Below are 19296 nucleotides of genomic sequence, written 5' to 3'. Positions count from 1 at the left end.
GGCAGTCCGTGCAGCGAGAGGCGGCAATCGGTCCGGGCTCGGTTCACAGTCGGTACCCGTAGCCGGGGTCGTTGGTGATCAGTGGCGGTTCGCCGAGTTTGCGGCGCAGCGAGTGCACGGTGACCCGGACGGCGGTGGTGGCCGGGTCCAGCGCTGCGTCCCACAGGCTGTCCCGCAGCTGCTCGGTGGGGACCGGGGCGCCGTCCGCGGCCAGCAGCAGTTCCAGCACTCCGAGCTCCTTGGGTGTCAGCTTCATCGGCCGGCCGTCGCGTTCGGCGACCCTGCGCACGGTGTCCAGGTTGACGCCGTGCCTGCTCAGCACGGTGGCGCTGCTGCCGGCAGGGGAGCGGCGGCCCAGCGCGCGCAGCCGGGCGATCAGTTCCAGGTACGAGAAGGGTTTGGCCAGGTAGTCGTCGGCGCCCTGGCCGAGGCCGTCGACCAGGTCGGCGAGGGCACCGGCGGCGGTGAGCATCAGGATTCTGGCCGGGTAGCCGGCTGTGTTCAGGGCCCGGCAGACGGCATCCCCGCTCAGCTTGGGCAGGTGCCGGTCAAGGAGCAGGACGTCGAAGTCGGCGGCAGCCGTCATTTCGAGCGCGCGAGCGCCGTCGTGGGCGACCTCGCAGACCATGCCCTCGGCGCGCAGGCCCTCGGCGAGCATCGCGGCCAGGTCCACCTCGTCCTCGACGATCAGCACTCGCATTCTCTTCCACTCCACTCGCCGCGCTCTGCGCCCTGCCCTGTCCCGTCCTGGTCAACGATGCCTCGGCAGGCGTTAGCCAGCGGTTAGGCACACACTCACCCGTGCATAACTCGTCGGTCCGTAGAAATGCCGAGGTCGATGTCGACATCCAGCAGGGAGAGCAGGAAATGCCTACCAAGACCATACGAACCGTACTGGCGGCGACTGCCGTGACCGCGGCGCTCATGATGACCGGCTGCTCCTCCGGCGACGCGGCGCCCAACGTGGCCGGAGGCGACGGCACGGAAAAGAGCAAGCCGCAGGACGACAACGCGGTCCGACGGGCCTGGGTGGACTGCATGCACAAGCAGGGGCAGACCAGCGTCGAGCAGGACAAGGACGGCAACATCACCTTCCCGGCCTCGGGCACCGATGCCGAAAGTCCCGGCTCGGCCAACGGCCTCGACGTGGCGAGCAAGGTCTGCGACGCCAAGGTCCCCGGCATCCACCAGGTCCAGCGGAAGGGCGACGAGAAGGCCGTCGAGCAAGCGCGCGCCTTTGTCGCGTGCGCGCGGAAGAACGGCTACGCGGACATCCCTGACCCCGACCCCAAGACCGGCATCCTCACATTCCCGGCGAAATCGCTCAACACCGCCAAATGGGACGCCATCCAGCCGGCCTGCGGCAAGCTCCCGATGCCCGGCTACTCGATCGGTCAGTGATCATGAACCGTACTGTTGAGACCCCCGCCCCCGCCGGCACCTCGCCCGCCCCCGCGCGAAAGAAGCGCCGTAAGGTCGTCGTCGCGCTCGTCCTGGTCGCCGCGCTCGGCGGCTCGGGTGCACTCGCCGCGATGCGCCCCTGGGAGCACCACGGCACCGCCTCCCCGCAGCCGCCCGTCAGCCACGGCACCGTCGCGGTGCAGAAGGGCTCGCTGTCCACCGGCATTCAGGTCGGCGGCGCGCTCAGCTACAACACCCCGACTCCCGTCATCGCCTCCGGCCACGGAACCATCACCGCCCTGCCCGCCGTCGGCGCCGTCGTCAAGGCGGGAGCGAAGCTCTACGAGGTCGACGGACGGCCCGTGGTGCTGCTCACCGGGGACCGGCCGATGTGGCGCGACCTCGGCCCCGACATCAGTGACGGACCCGACGTCGAACAGCTCAAACGCAACCTGATCAAGCTCGGCCACGCCGACGGACTCGGCCTGACGGCCGATCAGAAGTTCACCCCTGCCACCGTCACCGCCGTCAAGCGCTGGCAGAAGGCCCTCGGTGAGAAGCAGACGGGGACGGTCACGCTCGGCAGCGTCGTCATGCTGCCACAGGCGGCCGTGCGGGTGCAGCAGCTCGGCGCACAGCTCGGCTCGGCCCTCGGGTCCACCGCGGTCATGACCGTGTCCGGCACCGACCTGGTCGCCACCGTGCAGCCCGCCGACAACCAGCTCTCCCAGTTCAAGCCCAACGGCCGGGTGACGGTGAAGCTGGCCGACGGCAGCACCATCGACGGACGCATTCGCTCACTGGTCCGCGGCGGTTCCGGCGACGGCGGGGACAACGGCTCGGACGGCTCCGGTGGCGCGGACAAGACCACCGTCACCATCGCGCTGGACCACCAGCGGCAGGCCAAGCAGGCCGGGCCCTCCTCCGTGACCGTCACCGTCGTCGGCGAGACCGTCAGCGATGCGCTCATCGTCCCCGTCACCGCGCTGCTCGCGCTGGACGGCGGCGGCTACGGAGTCCAGGTCGTCAGCGGCACCACCACCCGGCTCGTCAGGATCCAGCTGGGACTGGTCGCCGACGCCAAGGCGCAGATCACCGGGGACGTCCGAGCCGGCGCCCAGGTGGTGATCCCGAAGTGATGCCCCATCAGCCACCCGGCAGGGCACCCGTGCTGGAACTCTCCGGCATCACCAAGGAGTACCCGGGATCACCGCCGCTGCGCATCCTGCACGGCATCGACCTCACCGTCGAAGCCGGAGAACTCCTCGCCGTCGTCGGCCCCTCCGGCTCCGGCAAGTCCACCCTCCTCGCGCTGCTCGGATCGCTCGACCGGCCCACTGCAGGAACGCTGCACTTCGAAGGGCGCGACCTGTCCGCGTTCTCCGACCCCGAACTGGCCGCCCTGCGCGCCCACCGGATCGGCTTCGTCTTCCAGCAATTCTTCCTGCTGTCCGGACTCACCACGGTCGAGAACGTCGCCACCGGCCTCCTCTACAGCGGCGTCCCCGCCTCACTCCGGCGCGCCAGAGCCGCCGAAGCCCTGCACGAGGTGGGCCTCGGGCACCGACTCCGCCACCATCCCGACCAGCTCTCCGGTGGCGAGAAGCAGCGCGTCGCCATCGCCCGCGCACTCGTCGGCCGCCCCGCACTGCTGCTCGCCGACGAACCCACCGGGGCCCTGGACAGCGTCTCCGGCGCCGCCGTCGTCGAGCTGCTGCGCACCCTGAACGCCAACGGCACCACGGTCGTCGTCATCACCCACGACCGCGAGCTGGCCACCTCCTTCCCCCGGCGAATCGCCCTCCACGACGGCCGCATCGACTTCGACGAACGCGGCCCGCACCCCGCAGGAGCTGTCCGATGACGCCACCCCTGCGACGCACCCGGCTACGCCCGACGGACACGCTGCGCCTCGGCATGATCGGACCGCGCACCCGCAAGATGCGCTCCGCCCTGTCCGCGCTCGGCATCTCCCTGGGCATCGCCGCAGTCATCGCCGTGACCGGGATCTCCGCCTCCAACCAGGCACACCTGCTGGAGCGCCTGGACCGGCTCGGCTCCAACCTGATCACCGTCGCCCCCGGCAACGGCGCCGACCAGAAGCCGGTGCCGCTGCCACCCACGGCCGAGAAGATGCTCGCCAACATCGCCCCCGTGCAACAGGTCACCGCGACCGGGGCCACCAAAGCCCAGGTCTACCGCAACGACCTGGTCCCGGCGCAGCAGACCAACAGCCTCACCGTGCTGGCCGCCCGGCTCAACCTGCTCGACGTCCTGCACGCCACCCTGCAGAGCGGGCACTGGCTGGACAAGGCGAGCGAGAACCTCCCGATGACCGTGCTCGGCGACCAGGCCGCACTCCGGCTCGGCGTGAGCGCGCCGGGTGAGCGGGTCTGGCTGGGCGGACAGTGGTTCGTCGTCACCGGAATCCTGGCCCCGAACGAGCTCGCACCCGAGCTCGGCACCGCCGCCCTGGTCGGCTGGCCCGAGGCCACCGCCCGCCTGGGCGCGGACGGCACCGCCGCCATGGTCTACCTCAGGGCCCACCCCGAACGCGTCCCTGACGTACAGACCGTTGCCGGAGCCACCGCCGACCCCGCCAACCCGAGCACGGTCGCCGTCAGCCGCCCTTCCGACCTGTACACGGCACGGGCCGAGACCAAGAACTCCCTCACCGGGCTGGTCCTCGCCCTCGCTGCGGTCGCCCTGCTCGTGGGCGGCGTCGGCATCGCCAACACCATGGTGGTGGGAGTGATGGAACGCCGTGGCGAAGTCGGACTGCGCCGCGCGCTGGGCGCCCGAGGCGGCCAGATCGCCGTTCAGTTCCTCATCGAGGCCGTACTGATGGGCTTCATCGGAGGAGTCGGCGGGCTGTTCGTGGGCGGCCTCGCGGTCTACGGCTACGCCCTCGCGCAGGGCTGGCCCGCCTCCATCCCGCTCTACACGGTCATCGCCGGACCCCTGGTGTCGGTACTGGTAGCGGCCGTCGCCGGAATCTACCCGGCACTGCGCGCAGCCAGGGTGTCCCCGACAGACGCCCTGCGCTCGGCCTGACCGACGCGCCGGAGCCGCCGACTGGCACACCGCCACGGCGGCCGGAGAGATCTGACTTTGAGTCGGACATGCCACGGACCCCGGGGAATCAGCCTTGACATCCCCGGGGCCCGTGGCATGGAGTCGCACAGTTCAACGACGACCTGGCCCCCGGCGTCACACGAACCGGGCGCAGTGCAGCTCGGGCTCTTGACCCCCGGCGCCACGTCGCGGGACGGTCGGTGTGCAACTACGCGCAACGACCCCAGCGCGATCAAGCTGTGCGCCGAGGCGTTCCGGTCCGTGTGGGAACTGGCCGTCCCGCACACCGACTACAGCATCTGACCGACGCACACCCAAGGGCCGCCACCTCATGACGACCGCCTCCCCGTCCTCGGCCGCGCAAGCCGCCCGCACGGCCCTCGCCCGGCGCCTGACGGGGCTGCGGAAGGACGCCGGCCTCAAGTCGTTCGAGGTGGCGGACCGGTGCGGCGGGCACAAGTCCAAGGCGTCCCGCATCGAGAACTGCCGCACCCTGCCCTCGGACGCCGACGAACACACCGCGGACCTGATCGCCCAATCCCGCACAGCCAGCGAGATGTACCAGGAATGGAGACGCCTGCACCGAAGCGGCATCAAAGCGGTCCAGGAATCAGCCACCGAAGGCGGAGCCCGGTTCGCCGGAGCTGAGGAGCCGTGTTCAGCGCGGTGGCGTCGCCATCGCTGCGGTGATGGGGAAGAGCCACGCTGTGCCACGAAGCGGATTCGGGCCGCACCCGGGGTTCGCCGGGGATGTTGCCATGTCGTCCGTTTGTCAACTACCAAGGGAAGCCAGGTGAAGGCGGGTACTACGATGTCGGCGTGACCAACCCCTTGTCGGCTGCGCCGAGCCGCAGACTGCGCATCGCCCTGACCGTGCTGGCGGCCGGAATGAGCGTTGTAGCCGCAATTTGGCTTGAGGACCTCTCCCATCAGGTCGCCTTTCTGCGAGCCGCGCGACGGCAGTGGCACGATACCGGCTACCTGATGGTGACGCTTTTCGCGGTCGGGGTACCAGTCGGCACTTTGCTGCATACAGCTTCGGCTGCGACTGCTGGGCGGCAGGTCGGGCGAGCGTGGCGCAACACGGGAATCTTGATGGCCTATGGTGCGCTGGTCGCGGTGTTGGCTTGGCTTGTGGCACCGTCCGGTTCCGGCAACTTGACCAGCGGCCGGGGTGGAGGCTCGGCAGGGGCATACCTGGCCTGGCTGACCTTCGTGCTACTGCCCTTCGTCGTGCTGGCTTGCGCCGGCGGACTCTTCGCGCGTGGTCATGCGCCAGTTGTCACCCGAAGCGCGGAAGGTCGCCAGGATGACATGGCCGGGTCCGAACGCCCAAAGCAGCCTGTAAAGATCCCCGATGCGCTGGTCCTTACCGGAATGCTGGGGTGGGGCTTCGGCGCCATCCCCTTCATCCTCCTGGTTGTGGGCAGCCTCGTTGGGGTCGCCACAAGGTGATGAGGTTCGCCTCCCGGAGCGGTGTCCAGCCGCCCCGTTCGGCGCGTAAGGGAACGGCTACCCGGCGCGTCGCCGGTTCCGGGAGCCCACGGGTGGTCTGGCGAACGATCGCCTCGAACCGATCACACCGCCGACCTTCGCCCGCCGCAACGGCTTCGACCCCGCCCGCCCCGTGCAGTGGGAGGTGGAAGCGCTGGAACCGGTCGAACTGAAGCGCCTGGTCCTCGCCGCCGTCTCCCCGTACACCGACCGCGACGTCCTCGCCCGGCAGATCGCCCGCGAGGAAGCGCAACGCCGCGCCCTCGCCGCTTTCCTGGACCGCTGGGACGCGGCGGGCGGGGGCAGCACCGTCTTGGCGCTGCCAGCGCGCCTGGAGGCTCATGCCGTCGCCGGTGGCAGTGTCAGGACCGCCACCGGGCCGACGCCCTGTTTTCGCCGATCGCCGCCGTCGTGGAGGACTACGGGGGTGAGACACGGCCCGGTGACGGCGGGCACGCTGAGCCGAGGAAGCACCCCGAGGTGCCCGCTCATGCCCCGTAGTGGACGTGGCATGCCCATCGGGTTGGGGTACGAGGATTGCGGTCGCGGGCGGCACGCACCGCTGCGTGCAGGGCTTGAGCGGAGCTGTCCGTGCGAAGGCCGCCATGTCCGGACGTCATGCTCCTATGGACGGCGTCCGCGAGTCCGGGGCGTCCTCGTCCCAGACGTCCCACAACGTGCCGATCACATGAGGAAACCCGGCGAGCTGGAAGGCCGAGGCGAGGTGGATGGACTCATCCGTGAGGCCAGCGGCTGGGCTCCACGCCGTACCGCAAGCCGACAGATAGGCGAGCCGGGCCTTGCCCAGGCGGTGGCGGGCCAGTTCGGCGACCGTGAGGGGGGCTGTCCGGTGGTCCTCCAGCAGGAGCCGGTCACTGGACGGGTTCAGCGGGTCGCTCTGGCCGTGACAGGCGAAGTGAGCGACCGCGCACTGCGGCAGTTCGTCCATGACGTGGCGCTTGACGGGGCTGTGCTCACCGCCGGCCGAGGTGCCGTCGCGACGGATCAAGAGCCGCGAGTCGGGGTAGTGGAGCCGGACCCGCTCGGCCTCGGACTCGGCGAACACCAAGGGGCCGTGATCGGGGGTGGTCGGCATGGCGACGATCAGCGCACGGTCCGTGGCGGCTGGGGTCGCGGCACGTTCGCGCGAGTGGGCCAGGGCGCGCACGGTCGGTGTGTATGAAGAGATCACCCGGTCCATGACCGTGTGGCGGGAGCACTCCTCCGGCGGCCCGGTGGGGCGGCCCGCGGCATGGACCGGCAGGAGGCTCAAGGGTCCGCCCAGGATCCACCACATCCGGGGCAGCGGGCCGTCCCTGTGCCGCGGAGCCAATCCGAGTTCGTCCAGGACGGGGCCGGCGGCCTCGTCCCACAGCCACTCCAGGACGGTGCGGACTGCGCGCTGGGCGGTGATCCTGCGAAGCGGGTCGAGGCTGTCGTCGTGCGCGTCGGAAAGAGCAGTGTAGAAGGCGTCGGCCTGCTCCATGACCGTCGGCACGGTCAGACCGGGAAGGGCCAGTGAATGAATGCCGTCCTTCGTGACCAGGATCGCGTCGCTGCGGTAGCCGCTGACGTTGATGTGCACGATCGGGCCCTCGACCGCCTGTCGTGCCAGGGCGTCAGCATCCGGCGGCAGCAGGAAGGCCTCGTGACCGGGCAGCTCCCGGATCCGCGCCACCGTCTCATCCAGCGCGGTGGCGATACGCGCTCGGCGGTCGTGCGGAGCGGGCGCGAGCGCGAAGTCCGGGCTGCCTCCCGTGCCCGGTCGCGGCGGCAGCGCCAAGCCGTCCGTGTCGTCGATTGCGTCGAGTTCGTCGCGCAGTGTCTCGAACTGTCTTGCGAGTTCAGTGTGTCGGGCTTTCAGCTCGGTGAGATTGCTGCGGGTGTCCAGTGCCTGGCCGATCAGGATGCCGCGGCCCTGTTCGAGGAGCTGCAGGGCTCGGGCGGCCGCCTGCTGGGAGGGAGCGCCCGGGGCGTTCAGCGCGAGTGCGGCCGCATCGGCGGCCAGCCCGGCGAGGGAAGCGAGGCTGGTCTGCTGGTCCCGGCGCCCGAGCCGCCGTGGTGCCACCGTCGGCAGTCGCCGTACCGCTGCTTCGAGCAGGTGGGCGGCCCGCTCCCATGAGGCGGGGTCGGTGTCCGTCGGACGGATGAGCAGGGAAGCCGCCATCCGCGCCGCTCGGATGGCCGGGGCGGCGGCCGCCGCGGGCGCGTCCGCCGCCTCGGCCAGCACGCGGGCCGCCTCCATGCGGTCCTGCGCGCAGTCGTTCCTCTCGGCCCGGGACCGCAGCGCCACACCGAGGCCGTACAGCACCTTCAGCCGGTCCGGATGACCGGGTGCGACGCCCTGGACCGCCTGCCGTGCCAGAGTGATCGCCTCGTCCAACGAGCCGGTGTCGCCGGTGGCTTGATGGCGCAGCCGCAGCACTGCGCCGAGATTGGAGGCGCAGAGGGCGACCGCGGCGAGGTCGTCGTCCGCCGTCAGCTCACCGAGGGCGGCGCGCACGAGGTCGATGGCCTCGTCCAGGTCCGCCAGGTCCCGGGTGTCCTCGTACCGGGCCCACAGCATGAGGCTGAGATTGGACCTACCGCCCGCGCGCAGGGGGCTGGTCGCCGGAGCCGACGCCAGGACCGCGCGGGTCATCATGATGGCCTCGGTCAGATCGCCGGGCGTTCCGGTCTTGGCACGCCGGTAGAGGGCGACGCTGAGCCGGCTCACCGTGAGTGGCCATGCGGCGCCGTCCCTGGCGGTGGCGGCCACGGCCCGGCGGCCCAGGGCGATGGCCTCGTTCAGGTCGGCGCGCGACCCGGTGAGCTCACTGCGGGCGCGCAGGCATTCGCCGAGATCCGACAGCAGGGTCGGCAACAGGCCCACTGCCTCGCCGGACGACTGCGCACGGGCCGCGTCGACTGTCGACCGGCCCATGGCCACGGCCTCGTCCAGGTCCTCCACCCGTCCCTCCCGCACTCCGCGCCCGTGGAGGACGTCCGCGAGGAGCTGCCGGCATTTCAGAAGTTCGGGATGGTCCTCGCCCATGGCGCAAAGGGCTGCGTGGCCGTGGCACACGGCCCGGTCTATGCCAGCCGGGTCGCCGGTGAGTCCGAAGCGGCTTTGCAGGGCGGCGCCCAGGTTGGCCAGGACCGCGGGCCGGTCCCCGTGCTCCCCGTCCAGGAGTTCGGCCGCCGCCTCGCCGTGTTCGACGGCCTCGTCCAGGTCGGCCGCGACCGGCTCCGCACCACGGCTTCCCGCACGGTGGTCGGCGCGCCGTCGGAGCGCGATGGCGAGACGAGCGTGGTGCAGAGCCCGATCCGGTGAGTCGGGCTCGTCCACGCGCAGGGCCTCACGGCGCAGTCTGATCGCCTCGTCCAGATCCGGGCACTGCCCGTGCGAGGGGTCCGACTCGGTCGGGGGCCGGTCTTCTCGCAGCCCGTGCCGGGTCTCCAGAGCCGCGGCGAGCAGGCCACTGCAGTCTGGCGTGCCGTGAGGCCGCCGGGCTGCCACTGCTGTCGCCCCGCCGCGCGTTTCACCCCTGACCTGCGGTGATGCCTCAGAAGAGGCTCCTGGCGCCCGTGTTGCGCCTCGCGTCACCTCCGACCGCCGCACCCTGCGCGGCGGTCTTGCGGACCCTGATGTGACGTACGCCTCGTCTCTCGGCCGTGTTTTCCGGCATGGCGCTGTAACGATCAGCCCGTTCGGCCCACTACCCAATGACAGAACACACCAGGAGGGACAGGAGGTGCGGCAGTGCCCGACTACGACGCGGATCGTTTCACCGCCATCTATGACGGCTGTCGGCAACGCGTGTGGGCCTACGTCGTCAGCCGTGCGGGACGGCAGATCGCCGACGAGGTGGTGAACGAGACGTTCACCGTGGCCTGGCGCAAGCTGGACGACGTCCCCGAGCCGCCGCTGCCATGGCTGCTCGGGGTCGCCCGCAACATCCTGCGGGACAACATCCGGGCGGAGGCCAGGCGCGCGTCGTTCGCCGCCGAAATGCGCTCCTGGGCAGAACCCGCCGAGGCGGACATTGCCGAGGAGGTATCCGAGCGAAGCGCGCTGCTCAAGGCGCTGGCCACGCTGCCGGAGGACGATCGGGAACTGCTGATCCTCTCCGCGTGGCAGGGCCTGACCCCGGCACAGGCGGCCGCGGTGGTCGGCTGCTCGCCCATCACCCTGCGGGTCCGTCTGCACCGGGCGCGCAAACGTCTCACCGAGGCCGCTTCCGCCTACCCGCTCATGGAGGAAGCCGCAGCCGCGCGGCGCGTGTCCACCCGAGTCCGGATCACTGTAGGAAAGGAAGCCCGGTGAAGAACGACATCCTGCACCGTCTGACAGCCGCCCGCCCCGCCCACCTCGACCCCGGCCGCCCCACGCCGTCACCGGTTCGGGAAAAGGAGCTCGCAACGGTCATGACCCGTCCGCGCGCGACGCGCAGGGCTCGCGCCACCGCCCAGCCGCGGAGGGTGAGCCGCCCTCTCCTCTCGGGTCTCGCCCTGGCCACGGCGACGGCGGTGGCGGCTGTGGTGATCACTGGCACCGCGCCGGAGAAGCCAGGACCTGCGCACTCCGCGACATCGGGCTCCGGCAGCCAGATCCTTCTCGCTGCCGCCTCCCACGTCGAGCAGCAACTGGCCGGTTCCGGCACGTACTGGTACGTGGAGGAACACCTCGGTTCCCTCCACAAGGTCCCCGGCAAGAACTACACCGTCGCCGTGCGCACCGAGCAGCGCTACTGGACGGCCGCCGCCAAGAACAAGCAGTGGTCGCAGCTCCTGGACCTGGGGGCCCGTCCGGCCACGAAAGCCGACGAGGCGGCGTGGAAGGCGGACGGTTCCCCCGCGTCGTGGAACCTGAGGGGTGAGACCGTCACCTACGCCGGCAAGGGCGAGATCCAACACGACGCCCCCGGCGGAACCGCGGACATCGGCACGATGGGCGACCTCCCTCTCCGCCTCCTGGCCACGCTCCCCACCGATGAACAGGCCCTCCGCAAGCGCCTTTTCGCCCTGGTCGACAAGGACTACAACGCCCCCGAGAAAATCCTCGACCGGATCGTCGTCGACACAGCCGTCCGACTCGCCACGACCCTCCCGTCCACCCCGGCCCTGCGCGCCGCCGCCTACCGCCTCCTCGCCGCCGAACCCGGCGTGCGCTCCCTCGGGGACGTCAAAGACCACACAGGCCGCACCGGCTACGCTGTCGCCCTCCCCAGCCCCCACGAGCCCGCCGAACTCCGCCTGATCTTCGACAAGTCCACGGGCATGCCACTCGGCATCGAGAAGGTCGCCACCCGGAGCGGTGACGGTGTGAGCAAGGGCGAGCTGCAGGACTACACGACGATCACCTCGATGAAGTGGACCGAGGACGCACCGCCGTTCGACACCGATACCGAGGACCCGGGCCCGATTTCCGCTCCGGGCGAGGAGCCGGATGCCGAGCCGGCCCGCTGAGGCTGTTCTCGCCTTTGAAGGCACATGTGATCAACTGGACCAACCCACCGCATTCGAGGGCCAGTTCGAATCCAGTGTGGAGAATTTGCTGTGGACAGGTGAGTCTGGAGAACCATTCTGCTGCCGACGGTGGCATGTCTGTCGCTGACCGGCTGCGGGGCGCAGGAGCCCTCTGGCCGGACCCCTTCTGCGGCAGGATCCAGTTCCGCAGCCGTGGACGCTGCGGCTCCTGAAGTCCCGAAACTTCCCGCGACTCCGGAGGACTCCCACCCTCTCACGACAGCCGGGCCCGGCCCTCCCTCCGGAGGACCGGGCATGGCGTGTTTCTGGCGCTGTCACCGGGCGTTGCCCTCGGCTTCCACGCGATAGCCGTGGGAGAGGCTCAGGGCATCCGGCAGGCGGCGGGTCAGTAATCGGGTCAGCGGGATGATCCTGGAGGTATGGCTCGTGTGCGATCTTCGCGTCGTGCGGGGCCCGGCTGCCGAGAAACGCGGCCGTCCGGCGCGACGGTGCGCAAGGGACGCGTCGTGGTGCGCAACGCACCGCGGGCAACCGCACGAGGCCGCGCCCCGGCGCGCGCACGCGCCGGGGCGGACCGCTCGGTGCCGCCCGCCGTCAGCGGTACCTGCCCCTGACACACGCGCGACCACTTACTCATCGACCGGACACGCCGATCCGATCCACAGCTCAGGCGACGCGCCCGGGAGCCCTGCATCGACGGCCTTGCCGCGGAAGCGCATACGGCGGCCTGACAGTGACGCGAGCGTGTCCTCGACTCCCGCGGCATACACGTCCACGGCACCGCCGGGCGTTCGCAGGACGAATGACAGCGTCGGCCGGTTGCCCGGGCCGGTGACCCTCGGCGCGGACTCCAAGGTGCCGAGGACGTCCAGCTCGGGCTCGGGTCGCTCCACGTACCACGGCTGGGAACCGTGTACGTCGATCATCAGACGCCCGGGGTGTAGGCGGACACATAGACGGTTTGCGGTCCGGAGGGCACGTTGTATCCGGTGATGCGTACCTTCCAGACACCTGCTGCGATCGGGGTCGTCGCCCTGCACCGCTCGAAGACGCTGGAGATGGAGATGCTGGACGCTCGGACGACGCCCGACGGGTCCACCAGGGCGACGTCGATGTCGCTGTGCACGGAGCCGTCGGGCCACCAGATGGCGGCGTCGATGAAGGGTGCCGCGCTGCTGATCGTGCCGAAGTCGAGGTCGATCGTCGCGTGGTGAGCGATGGCCATCTTGCCGAAGGTCTGCAGTCCTCCCCAGGGCAGGCGCACGTGTCCGGCTCCGGAAGTGTTGTTGAACGACGGCGACTGACCGGACAGGATGAGGGACGCGTAGACCTGTCCGGGATCGATGGTGCCGGTGCCGCCTCTCAGCCAGTTGCGCAGCAGCCCGGCCGCGCTCGCGGCGAACGGTGTGGCACAACTGGTCCCGCCGAAGACCTGTGTCGCGGTGTCGGTGGTGTTGCTCGCCGTCGTGACGTTCGTCGGGGTCTGTATGTCGGGCTTGGTGCGGCCGTCGGCGGTGGGGCCGCGGCTTTGGAAGTTGCTCTGCTGGCCGGTCTGGAGGTCGAAGCACCCCACTCCGATGGCCCGGCGGGCATTGGCCGGGCAGTTCACCGTCCCGGCGTTGGGGCCGTTGTTGCCGTTGGCGGCGATTACGACCGCCCCGGCATTGAACGCCGCGTCGGCCGCCTGCGCGATGGCACTCAGGTGGTCGCCGCCTCCCTGCATCTCCGCGACGATGACCGGCTGCAACGCCGCTACCGCCGCCTGAAAGCCCCGCACCGCCGCTGCTTGGTCGAGCCCCTGGCACGGGTTGCCCGTGGCGTAGACCTTGTAGCTGTCCAGCGTGATGCTGCTGACGCCACGAAGGTTGTTGCCCTGGTTGGCGTTCGCCGTGATGATCCCCGCCGATGAGGTGCCGTGGTTCCAGCAGTCGTCGTTGGGGTTGAGGCCGGTGCCCGTATTGCAGTTCGCGCCGCCGTTGTTGCAGTCTCCTCGGAAGGAGACGTGCGAGGGATTCGTGAACTGGGTGTGAGAGAACCGCACTCCGGTGTCCAGCAGGCCGATCCTGCCCCCGTTGCACGGTGGGGTCGTGGAGTTGAAGTAGGGCTCGGACGCCAGACTGGTGCGGCCGTCACCGACCTGCGGGCTCTGCGGTGGCTGCTCGCCGGAGAACCGGGGCTCCACGGAGACCACGTCGTCCCGCGCCGCCATGCGCTCCACCGACGCCAGGGGCATGTCGACCACGGCACCGTTGATGAGCCAGAAGCGCTCCACCGGTTCGGCTCCGTATTCTCCGAGCCAGGCCTGGAACCGTTCGTACCCTGCCGCTCGCTGCTGCTCGATCGCGGAAATGATGTCCCGGGCCTGGTCCAGGAGCGCGCGGTTGCGGTCCGACTCCGGCGGCTCGTCCGTGGCAGGTTCCGGGAAACGCGGTATAGGCACCGAGTCGTCGAGAACGACGACGACCTCTTCGCGTTCGTTCGCCGACCGGTTGTCCAGCCACTCGCGCAGAACGGGGTGAACCTTGTCCCGCTCGCGCTGCGGCCGGGGTTCGTCCGTTTCCTTGGGCTCCGGCTCCACGTGGCGGGAGGTGGCGACGTCCGCGAGCGCGTGAACCTCTGCTCGGTATGGCATTCCGTTGCGCTGCTCGACGCGGTACACGGTGTTCTGAGGGTCTGCGTCCTTCCGGCCCGTGGGGTCGGGAATGCTCGGTCCGGTGTTCATCACTGCCCCTGTTGTCTCTCGGCTCCCTCGATGAGGACGCCGACGGGTCCGACCGGCGGTGCCCCGCAACTGCGGCCTCGGAGTCGCATATCCGATGCCGCCGTTCCTTCGCCGTCCCGCGAAGGAGCCCTGATGAGCGTGGCGAGAAGCCCTGATTCGCCTACGTGACCACAGTCCTGTCCGGGGCCGTACCCCAGTCGTCGGGCCACAGGACCCACCCAATACAGCGCCGGGGCTGGGCGCATTTCGGCAGGGGTGACGCAACCGCCGAACGGGTGAAACCCGGTGGGTAGGGCATTGGCTACCGTCTGTGGTGGGCACGGTCCTGCCCGCGGTTTCCTGCGCGATTCGACCGAAGGCCCTTTCCTCTGACTGGAATTGATGATCAATCAGGTCATGAGTCGCGGAGCGGGAGACCTTTCGCGGTAGAGGTCGACGCGGCAGAATGTGAGGGATGCGTCACAATGCGCAATGAGAGGCGGGTGGTTCGCGGCTCGCTTCTCCGCGTGGTCTTGCGTGTGGGTGGCAATCGGGATCCGACCGAACAGCTGAACGTGTCGAACGCGGTACGTTCTGTCACCTCTAACTCAATATGAGGTCCTGGCAAAGGCGTTGGACGTGTCGGTGGGTGATGAGGCAGGTGGCGAGGCCGAGGAAGGCTTCGTGGATGTCGTCGCGTCGTTCCCGGTGGACGCGGAGACGTCGGAAGCCGTGCAGCCAGGCGATCGTGCGCTCGACAACCCAGCGGTGAACGCCGAGGCCGGAGCCATGCGGGACTCCGCGGCGGGCGATCACCGGTTTGACGTCCGCGGCCCAGACCGGACGGCGGTACTCGTCGTGGTCGTAACCGCGGTCGCCGAGTTGGGGCGAGACCCGATACCCTGCGCGCAGAAAGCGCCTTCCGCTTGGACCGACAGAATCCCTCGACAGGGTTCATCGTCCCAGCTCAGGAGGTACGTTCGTATTTCCTCCCCGCTTCCGGCCTCATCTCGACCGAAACAGCGTGGCTATGCGGCTGGTGAGGGCGTATTCGATGTCGTTCCGGACCCTGTCTCGTAAGCGATCGGGCTGCGGCGCCCGAGACATGAGTGACGGCGTCGGGTGTTGTAGCGGTGCAGTCGGCAGAACGCGTCGAGGCGGGCCTCGCGCTCACTGGACCGGCCCTTTCGGCCCTGGAGCGTCTCGTGTTTGGACATCGCGTTGAGGCCGCGGGGCGTGCAGGGTGCCATGACACCCACTCAGCACCCCAGGCACGGAAGGACGGACAGATACGAGAGGGGCCCGGATCAGCATCGGATGCGAATGTCTCGCGCGCCAAGACCTGACGCGGGCCTGGCCGGACGGAAAAGCTGGGCCAGAACCGCTGGAAGTGAACGAAGCCAGGGTGAGAACGGTCAGTGGGCCACCTCTGGCGCCGTGGGACCACGGAGCAGATGAGGGCGGCTGATGCCGGGCGGGCCAAGTGTGTTACTTCCTTGACACACTTCAATCCGCTGGGGCAGTGTGTCACATAGTTGATACACGTCGTGGGAGGGAACGGGGTCGGCATGTTTGCTGCCGCAGGAACGGACAGAGCGTGGCGGGCGAGGCTTGACACTCCCATGCGCTGGGCAGGTGCGGCGACCGGCCTGACTGTCAACGCCCTGGTCTCCTTCAGTCCCGAGTCTGACGTGGATCTGCTGTACGGGTTCCCCGTGTTCGGTCTGTGTGTCATGGGCGGCGTGTTCGCGGCAGATGCAATCGCGCGCCCGAGTCCTGGCCGACTACGAGTAGCCGAGGTTGTACCGCGCCGGATCCGTGATCAATTGCCCCGATTCCTGACTGCTGTGCTGGCTACGCAGGCCGGTGTCCTGCTGGTCCTTCTGATCGTCGCAGCCACAACGGGCTCGGCGGACGCCGACGGTCGTTCAGGACGCGCTCTGTCCGTCGCGTGCCCGGAGGGCACCCAGTTGCTCTCGCCCTGGCCAGGCCCCCACTACGCCTGGCCGGCCCTCGGCGGTCTCGCCCTCGGCACCGTTGCCTGCGCGTTGCTTCTGCGCCGTGTCACCGCGCGGTGCGGGAGCGACGATCAACGCCGCACGAACGTCCGGGCGGCGGTCGGCGCATGGGGAGTGCTGGTGACCGCCCCACTATTCGCTGTCTCCTTGACGATGGGCGTTGTGGTGCTGAGCTTGTCCTGCGCGGGCGGGATGAAGGACGTGGCCTTGTGGGGGCTGGCCGTCACGGCCCTCACCTCTGCACTGACCGCGTGTCACTGTCTGGGTGTCCTGTTGCTGCCGCAGGCCTACATCAAGGGTCGACCATGACAACAAATGGCATCAGCATCAGCGTCAACCACGCTTCCCCTGTCCCACCGTACGAGCAACTCCGCGTACAACTGGCGGATTTGATCTCCATCGGCCGACTGACTCAGGGGGACAGGCTGCCGTCCGTACGCCAGCTTGCCTCGGACCTCGGGCTGGCCAACAACACCGTTGTGCGTGCATACCGCGAACTGGAGACCGCGGGCCTGGTAAAGAGCCGCCGAGGTTCTGGTACCCAGGTCGTCGCCCCTGCGGCCACTACCGACATCAAGGCGAAGCTCGCGGAACACGCAAGCAGTTACGCGGCCGCCGCCAGGCAGCTCAATGCCACTGACGAGGAAACCCTCGCGGCAATCCGGCATGCTCTCGCATGCCGCGATACACCGTGACCTCAGAGAGAACCACTCCGCACCTTTGCCCCCGCCGATTACCGGCGCATGCCGAGTCGGTCGAGGTCTGTGCGGCGTTGTTCGGTGCTCGTTTGCGGGTGCTGTCGAGCCAGGTGCCGAGCTTGACCACCACAGGCCCTCCAGCACCTGCCTGACGGCCCGACGGGCCTGCCGTACCCTCCGCCACGCCCCCCAGGCGTTCGATGTGCTTACGAGGCACTCTCAGGTGTCCTTCACGGGCGTGGAACTGCCGGGCCGCCGCCTTCCCCGTCACCCCCGGCACTTCGTTGGCCTGGCACCGCAAACTGATCGCCAGGAAGCGGGACTACCGCGGCTCTCGCACCGGACGGCCGCCGACGGCGGCCGCGCTCAAGAGTCCCGTGCTGCGCCTGGCCGATGAGAATCCCCGCTGGGGTCACCGCCGCATCCAGGTCGAAACTGGCCCGACTCGGGCACCCCATCGCGGCCTCCACGGTCTGGGAGATCCCGCACGCAGCAGGCATCGACCCGGCCCCGCGCCCCTCCGGCCCCACCTGGCGCGACTCCTCACGGCGCACTACGGCATCCGGACGAGCTGTCGCATCAGGTGGATGGATGTTCGGCTGAAACCTGTCACCCGGTACAGATTGGTGGCCCGTGTGTTCTCCCTGAACACTGTCAGAGCCAGGTCGGTGTTCCCCGTGGACGCGGCATGATTTTCCGCCACCTGGAGCAGCACTCGCCCATGCCCTCGTCCCTGATGCTTCTTCTCGACTTCTACGTCGTGGACGAATCCCGTGCGGCGGTCCGCGCTCCTGCCGAGGCATAGGCGCCCGACGTGCTCGCCCTGATGGAAAAGGTCCTGGAGCTGGTAGGACCCCGCTGCTCCGCCCGGTCGCGCGAGGGAAGTGAGGGCCTTCCGCGCGCTGGACTCTGCGTAGCCACCGGGCATTCCCAGGTTGCGCAGCACTGCCGCGTACCCGCGCAGGAACCCTCGCTCCCACGACTCCCGCCCGGCCTGCGACGTGCACACGGTCGCATAGCCCTCGCCGAGTTCCGTGCCGACCCGGTTGCCCGGGCCGACCCGCTTGCCCAGGTCGTAGGCGAACTCCTTGTATCCGGCCCGCGACAGCATCGGGAGATCACCGAACCGGAAGGAGGGAAGCGTCAGGAGAACATGATCGCATCCGGCGCTGAACAGCACTCGCTCCGCTGCGCGCACCGCCCGGAGGGCGAGACGGCGTTCGTGATCGTCGTCCTCCACCTGGAACGAGTGGATCCTGCCGACGGGTGCTCTACCGCCCGTGGCCAGACGAAGGGATCCGACATCCCGTGCCCCCACTCGCAGGACGTACTCCTCGACCGTCGGATCCGCGCCTGGCGCACCCTCGGATGTCGCCTCCACAAGACGGAGATCCCCCGACCGCTCCATGCCCCTCCTTGGTTGTCGTCCCGAGCCGCATGCGATCGGTCAGACCGCGGGACACCCCAACGCAGCCAGTAGTGCCTGCGCCTCCGAAAGACCGGCTCGTGGCCCCTCGAGGGCGACCACACCGCCGGCGCTGACCACGACTTCGTCCACTCCGGCCGCCGCGTACTCAGCCACGCGGTCCTTCAGCTCGGCCGCGTCCCCGTACAGGAAGACACCACCGTCCACGAGGGCCCTCGCCGCCTTCACCGGGTCCGCGTCTACATCGGTGTCCATGCCGGCCTGCCTCAGCATGTCCCGGTAGTGAGGCAGACCGAGATGGGCCCGGTTTCCGGCGAGGACGATTTCTTCCGCCGCCCGACCGGCCCTTTCGAGCGCGGCAGGCACCATCGCGACGACGCGCGGGACCGGACGACCGCGAGTGGCCGCCCCCTCTCGCAGCGCCGGCAAGATCACGTCACGGATGTATGCGGCAGGCGCCAGCCAGGTGATCGCGACATCGGCCACCTCTCCGGCAAGCCGCGCCATCCCGGGTCGGAGCACGCCCAAGCCCACCTCGACCCGGGGACGAGTGACCTTGGGGAGTCTGCCGTGAAAGGAGAAGTACTCGCCCGTGACGGCCACCTCTCCCCCCTCCAGCAGCCCTTTCAGGATGCTCACGTACTCCCGCACCGCCCCCAGCTGGCTTCGATAGGGTGCGCCCAGAAGCCTCTTCTGGAACGAGACGCTGCCGGGACCGTAGCCGGCGACGACCGGGTGCCCGGTCGCGGCGGCCACCGACTGGGCCTGGACAGCCGCGTCGTAAGGATGCCGCAGCGGCATCAGCGACACACCGATGCCCGCGGGAACCGGAAATCCGGCCGCCGCCGCGTGAATGAACGGATGGTGTGTGTCGCCGCTCAGTACCTGGCCGAGCCAGAGCGTGCGCCCGCCCCTTGATTGAGCGAGCGCGGCGTAGGGCAGCACGGCCTGCATCCGCGCGCCTCCGACGGGCATCATGAGCGCGATGTTGGGCATCATCGTGTTCCTTTGCAC

At 69.5% G+C, this 19296-nt stretch carries 15 protein-coding genes and 2 pseudogenes; 11 read left to right on the top strand and 6 right to left on the bottom strand.

Annotated elements, in window-relative coordinates; all coding sequences use genetic code 11:
- Positions 1 to 43: 43 nt before the first annotated feature.
- Positions 44 to 700 carry a response regulator transcription factor gene (locus BT364_RS13385; protein ID WP_072485377.1) on the bottom strand — a complete coding sequence of 219 codons (657 nt, stop codon included), beginning with the start codon at positions 698 to 700 and terminating at the stop codon, positions 44 to 46.
- Positions 701 to 867: 167 nt separating this feature from the next.
- On the opposite strand from BT364_RS13385, the gene BT364_RS13380 reads away from it, so the two are divergent.
- The 6 genes from BT364_RS13380 (at position 868) to BT364_RS13360 (ending at position 5931) form a co-directional block, all read left to right on the top strand.
- Positions 868 to 1401 (top strand): hypothetical protein, encoded by a 534-nt coding sequence (locus BT364_RS13380; RefSeq protein WP_072485376.1) that lies wholly within the window; start codon positions 868 to 870, stop codon positions 1399 to 1401.
- A gap of 2 nt (positions 1402 to 1403) precedes the next feature.
- Positions 1404 to 2540 carry a peptidoglycan-binding domain-containing protein gene (locus BT364_RS13375; RefSeq protein WP_177328116.1) on the top strand — a complete coding sequence of 379 codons (1137 nt, stop codon included), beginning with the start codon at positions 1404 to 1406 and terminating at the stop codon, positions 2538 to 2540.
- Positions 2540 to 3265, top strand: coding sequence for an ABC transporter ATP-binding protein (locus tag BT364_RS13370; RefSeq protein WP_072485375.1), 726 nt, complete (start codon positions 2540 to 2542; stop codon positions 3263 to 3265). Before BT364_RS13375 ends, BT364_RS13370 begins: the two co-directional genes overlap by 1 nt.
- Complete coding sequence (locus BT364_RS13365) at positions 3262 to 4455, top strand: ABC transporter permease (RefSeq protein WP_072485374.1); 1194 nt, start codon at positions 3262 to 3264, stop codon at positions 4453 to 4455. Before BT364_RS13370 ends, BT364_RS13365 begins: the two co-directional genes overlap by 4 nt.
- Positions 4456 to 4807: 352 nt before the next feature.
- Positions 4808 to 5299 (top strand): helix-turn-helix domain-containing protein, encoded by a 492-nt coding sequence (locus tag BT364_RS44160; RefSeq protein WP_331765610.1) that lies wholly within the window; start codon positions 4808 to 4810, stop codon positions 5297 to 5299.
- Positions 5296 to 5931, top strand: coding sequence for a hypothetical protein (locus BT364_RS13360; protein WP_072485373.1), 636 nt, complete (start codon positions 5296 to 5298; stop codon positions 5929 to 5931). The genes BT364_RS44160 and BT364_RS13360 overlap by 4 nt, the downstream gene beginning before the upstream one ends.
- Before the next feature lie 655 nt (positions 5932 to 6586).
- Here the strand turns inward: BT364_RS13360 and BT364_RS13355 are convergent.
- A complete protein-coding gene (locus BT364_RS13355; RefSeq protein WP_143166487.1) occupies positions 6587 to 9469 on the bottom strand; it encodes a CHAT domain-containing protein in 2883 nt (960 codons plus the stop codon).
- Between the two features lie 243 nt (positions 9470 to 9712).
- On the opposite strand from BT364_RS13355, the gene BT364_RS13345 reads away from it, so the two are divergent.
- Both BT364_RS13345 and BT364_RS13340 read left to right on the top strand, forming a co-directional pair.
- Complete coding sequence (locus tag BT364_RS13345; protein ID WP_072485370.1) at positions 9713 to 10276, top strand: RNA polymerase sigma factor; 564 nt, start codon at positions 9713 to 9715, stop codon at positions 10274 to 10276.
- Entirely contained in the window at positions 10273 to 11418 is a 1146-nt protein-coding gene (locus BT364_RS13340; RefSeq protein WP_072485369.1) for a CU044_5270 family protein, read from the top strand. Before BT364_RS13345 ends, BT364_RS13340 begins: the two co-directional genes overlap by 4 nt.
- Positions 11419 to 12364: 946 nt before the next feature.
- Here BT364_RS13340 and BT364_RS13330 read toward each other — a convergent pair.
- Both BT364_RS13330 and BT364_RS13325 read right to left on the bottom strand, forming a co-directional pair.
- Entirely contained in the window at positions 12365 to 14161 is a 1797-nt protein-coding gene (locus BT364_RS13330; RefSeq protein WP_072485367.1) for a S8 family serine peptidase, read from the bottom strand.
- 582 nt (positions 14162 to 14743) lie between these two features.
- Positions 14744 to 15016: pseudogene (locus BT364_RS13325) on the bottom strand (transposase); the annotation flags it as partial.
- A 746-nt stretch (positions 15017 to 15762) separates the two neighbouring features.
- On the opposite strand from BT364_RS13325, the gene BT364_RS13315 reads away from it, so the two are divergent.
- The 3 genes and pseudogenes from BT364_RS13315 to BT364_RS42880 form a co-directional block, all read left to right on the top strand.
- The gene (locus BT364_RS13315) at positions 15763 to 16467 is read left to right on the top strand and encodes a hypothetical protein (protein ID WP_072485364.1); all 705 of its coding nucleotides are present in this window, start codon (positions 15763 to 15765) and stop codon (positions 16465 to 16467) included.
- The gene (locus tag BT364_RS13310) at positions 16464 to 16853 is read left to right on the top strand and encodes a GntR family transcriptional regulator (RefSeq protein ID WP_072485363.1); all 390 of its coding nucleotides are present in this window, start codon (positions 16464 to 16466) and stop codon (positions 16851 to 16853) included. The genes BT364_RS13315 and BT364_RS13310 overlap by 4 nt, the downstream gene beginning before the upstream one ends.
- A 203-nt stretch (positions 16854 to 17056) precedes the next feature.
- Positions 17057 to 17396: pseudogene (locus BT364_RS42880) on the top strand (hypothetical protein); the annotation flags it as partial.
- Between the two features lie 13 nt (positions 17397 to 17409).
- Here the strand turns inward: BT364_RS42880 and BT364_RS13300 are convergent.
- Both BT364_RS13300 and BT364_RS13295 read right to left on the bottom strand, forming a co-directional pair.
- Positions 17410 to 18096 carry a GNAT family N-acetyltransferase gene (locus BT364_RS13300; protein ID WP_072485362.1) on the bottom strand — a complete coding sequence of 229 codons (687 nt, stop codon included), beginning with the start codon at positions 18094 to 18096 and terminating at the stop codon, positions 17410 to 17412.
- A 207-nt stretch (positions 18097 to 18303) separates the two neighbouring features.
- On the bottom strand, positions 18304 to 19278 hold the full coding sequence (locus tag BT364_RS13295) for an LLM class flavin-dependent oxidoreductase (RefSeq protein WP_072485509.1): 975 nt from the start codon (positions 19276 to 19278) through the stop codon (positions 18304 to 18306).
- Between the last annotated feature and the right edge of the window lie 18 nt (positions 19279 to 19296).

The sequence above is a fragment of the Streptomyces atratus genome, assembly GCF_900119365.1.
GTDB lineage: Bacteria > Actinomycetota > Actinomycetes > Streptomycetales > Streptomycetaceae > Streptomyces > Streptomyces atratus_B.
Note: the sequence above shows the minus strand (reverse complement) of the source record. Positions and strands in the feature narration are given on the sequence as shown.

What these genes read in the sequence shown, in the direction of transcription:
- BT364_RS13295 (WP_072485509.1), bottom strand. Translation starts at nt 19,278, where the DNA reads ATGCCCAACATCGCGCTCATGATGCCCGTCGGAGGCGCGCGGATGCAG.
- BT364_RS13315 (WP_072485364.1), top strand. Translation starts at nt 15,763, where the DNA reads ATGCGCTGGGCAGGTGCGGCGACCGGCCTGACTGTCAACGCCCTGGTC.
- BT364_RS13385 (WP_072485377.1), bottom strand. Translation starts at nt 700, where the DNA reads ATGCGAGTGCTGATCGTCGAGGACGAGGTGGACCTGGCCGCGATGCTC.
- BT364_RS13375 (WP_177328116.1), top strand. Translation starts at nt 1,404, where the DNA reads ATGAACCGTACTGTTGAGACCCCCGCCCCCGCCGGCACCTCGCCCGCC.
- BT364_RS13365 (WP_072485374.1), top strand. Translation starts at nt 3,262, where the DNA reads ATGACGCCACCCCTGCGACGCACCCGGCTACGCCCGACGGACACGCTG.
- BT364_RS13310 (WP_072485363.1), top strand. Translation starts at nt 16,464, where the DNA reads ATGACAACAAATGGCATCAGCATCAGCGTCAACCACGCTTCCCCTGTC.
- BT364_RS44160 (WP_331765610.1), top strand. Translation starts at nt 4,808, where the DNA reads ATGACGACCGCCTCCCCGTCCTCGGCCGCGCAAGCCGCCCGCACGGCC.
- BT364_RS13330 (WP_072485367.1), bottom strand. Translation starts at nt 14,161, where the DNA reads ATGAACACCGGACCGAGCATTCCCGACCCCACGGGCCGGAAGGACGCA.
- BT364_RS13380 (WP_072485376.1), top strand. Translation starts at nt 868, where the DNA reads ATGCCTACCAAGACCATACGAACCGTACTGGCGGCGACTGCCGTGACC.
- BT364_RS13370 (WP_072485375.1), top strand. Translation starts at nt 2,540, where the DNA reads ATGCCCCATCAGCCACCCGGCAGGGCACCCGTGCTGGAACTCTCCGGC.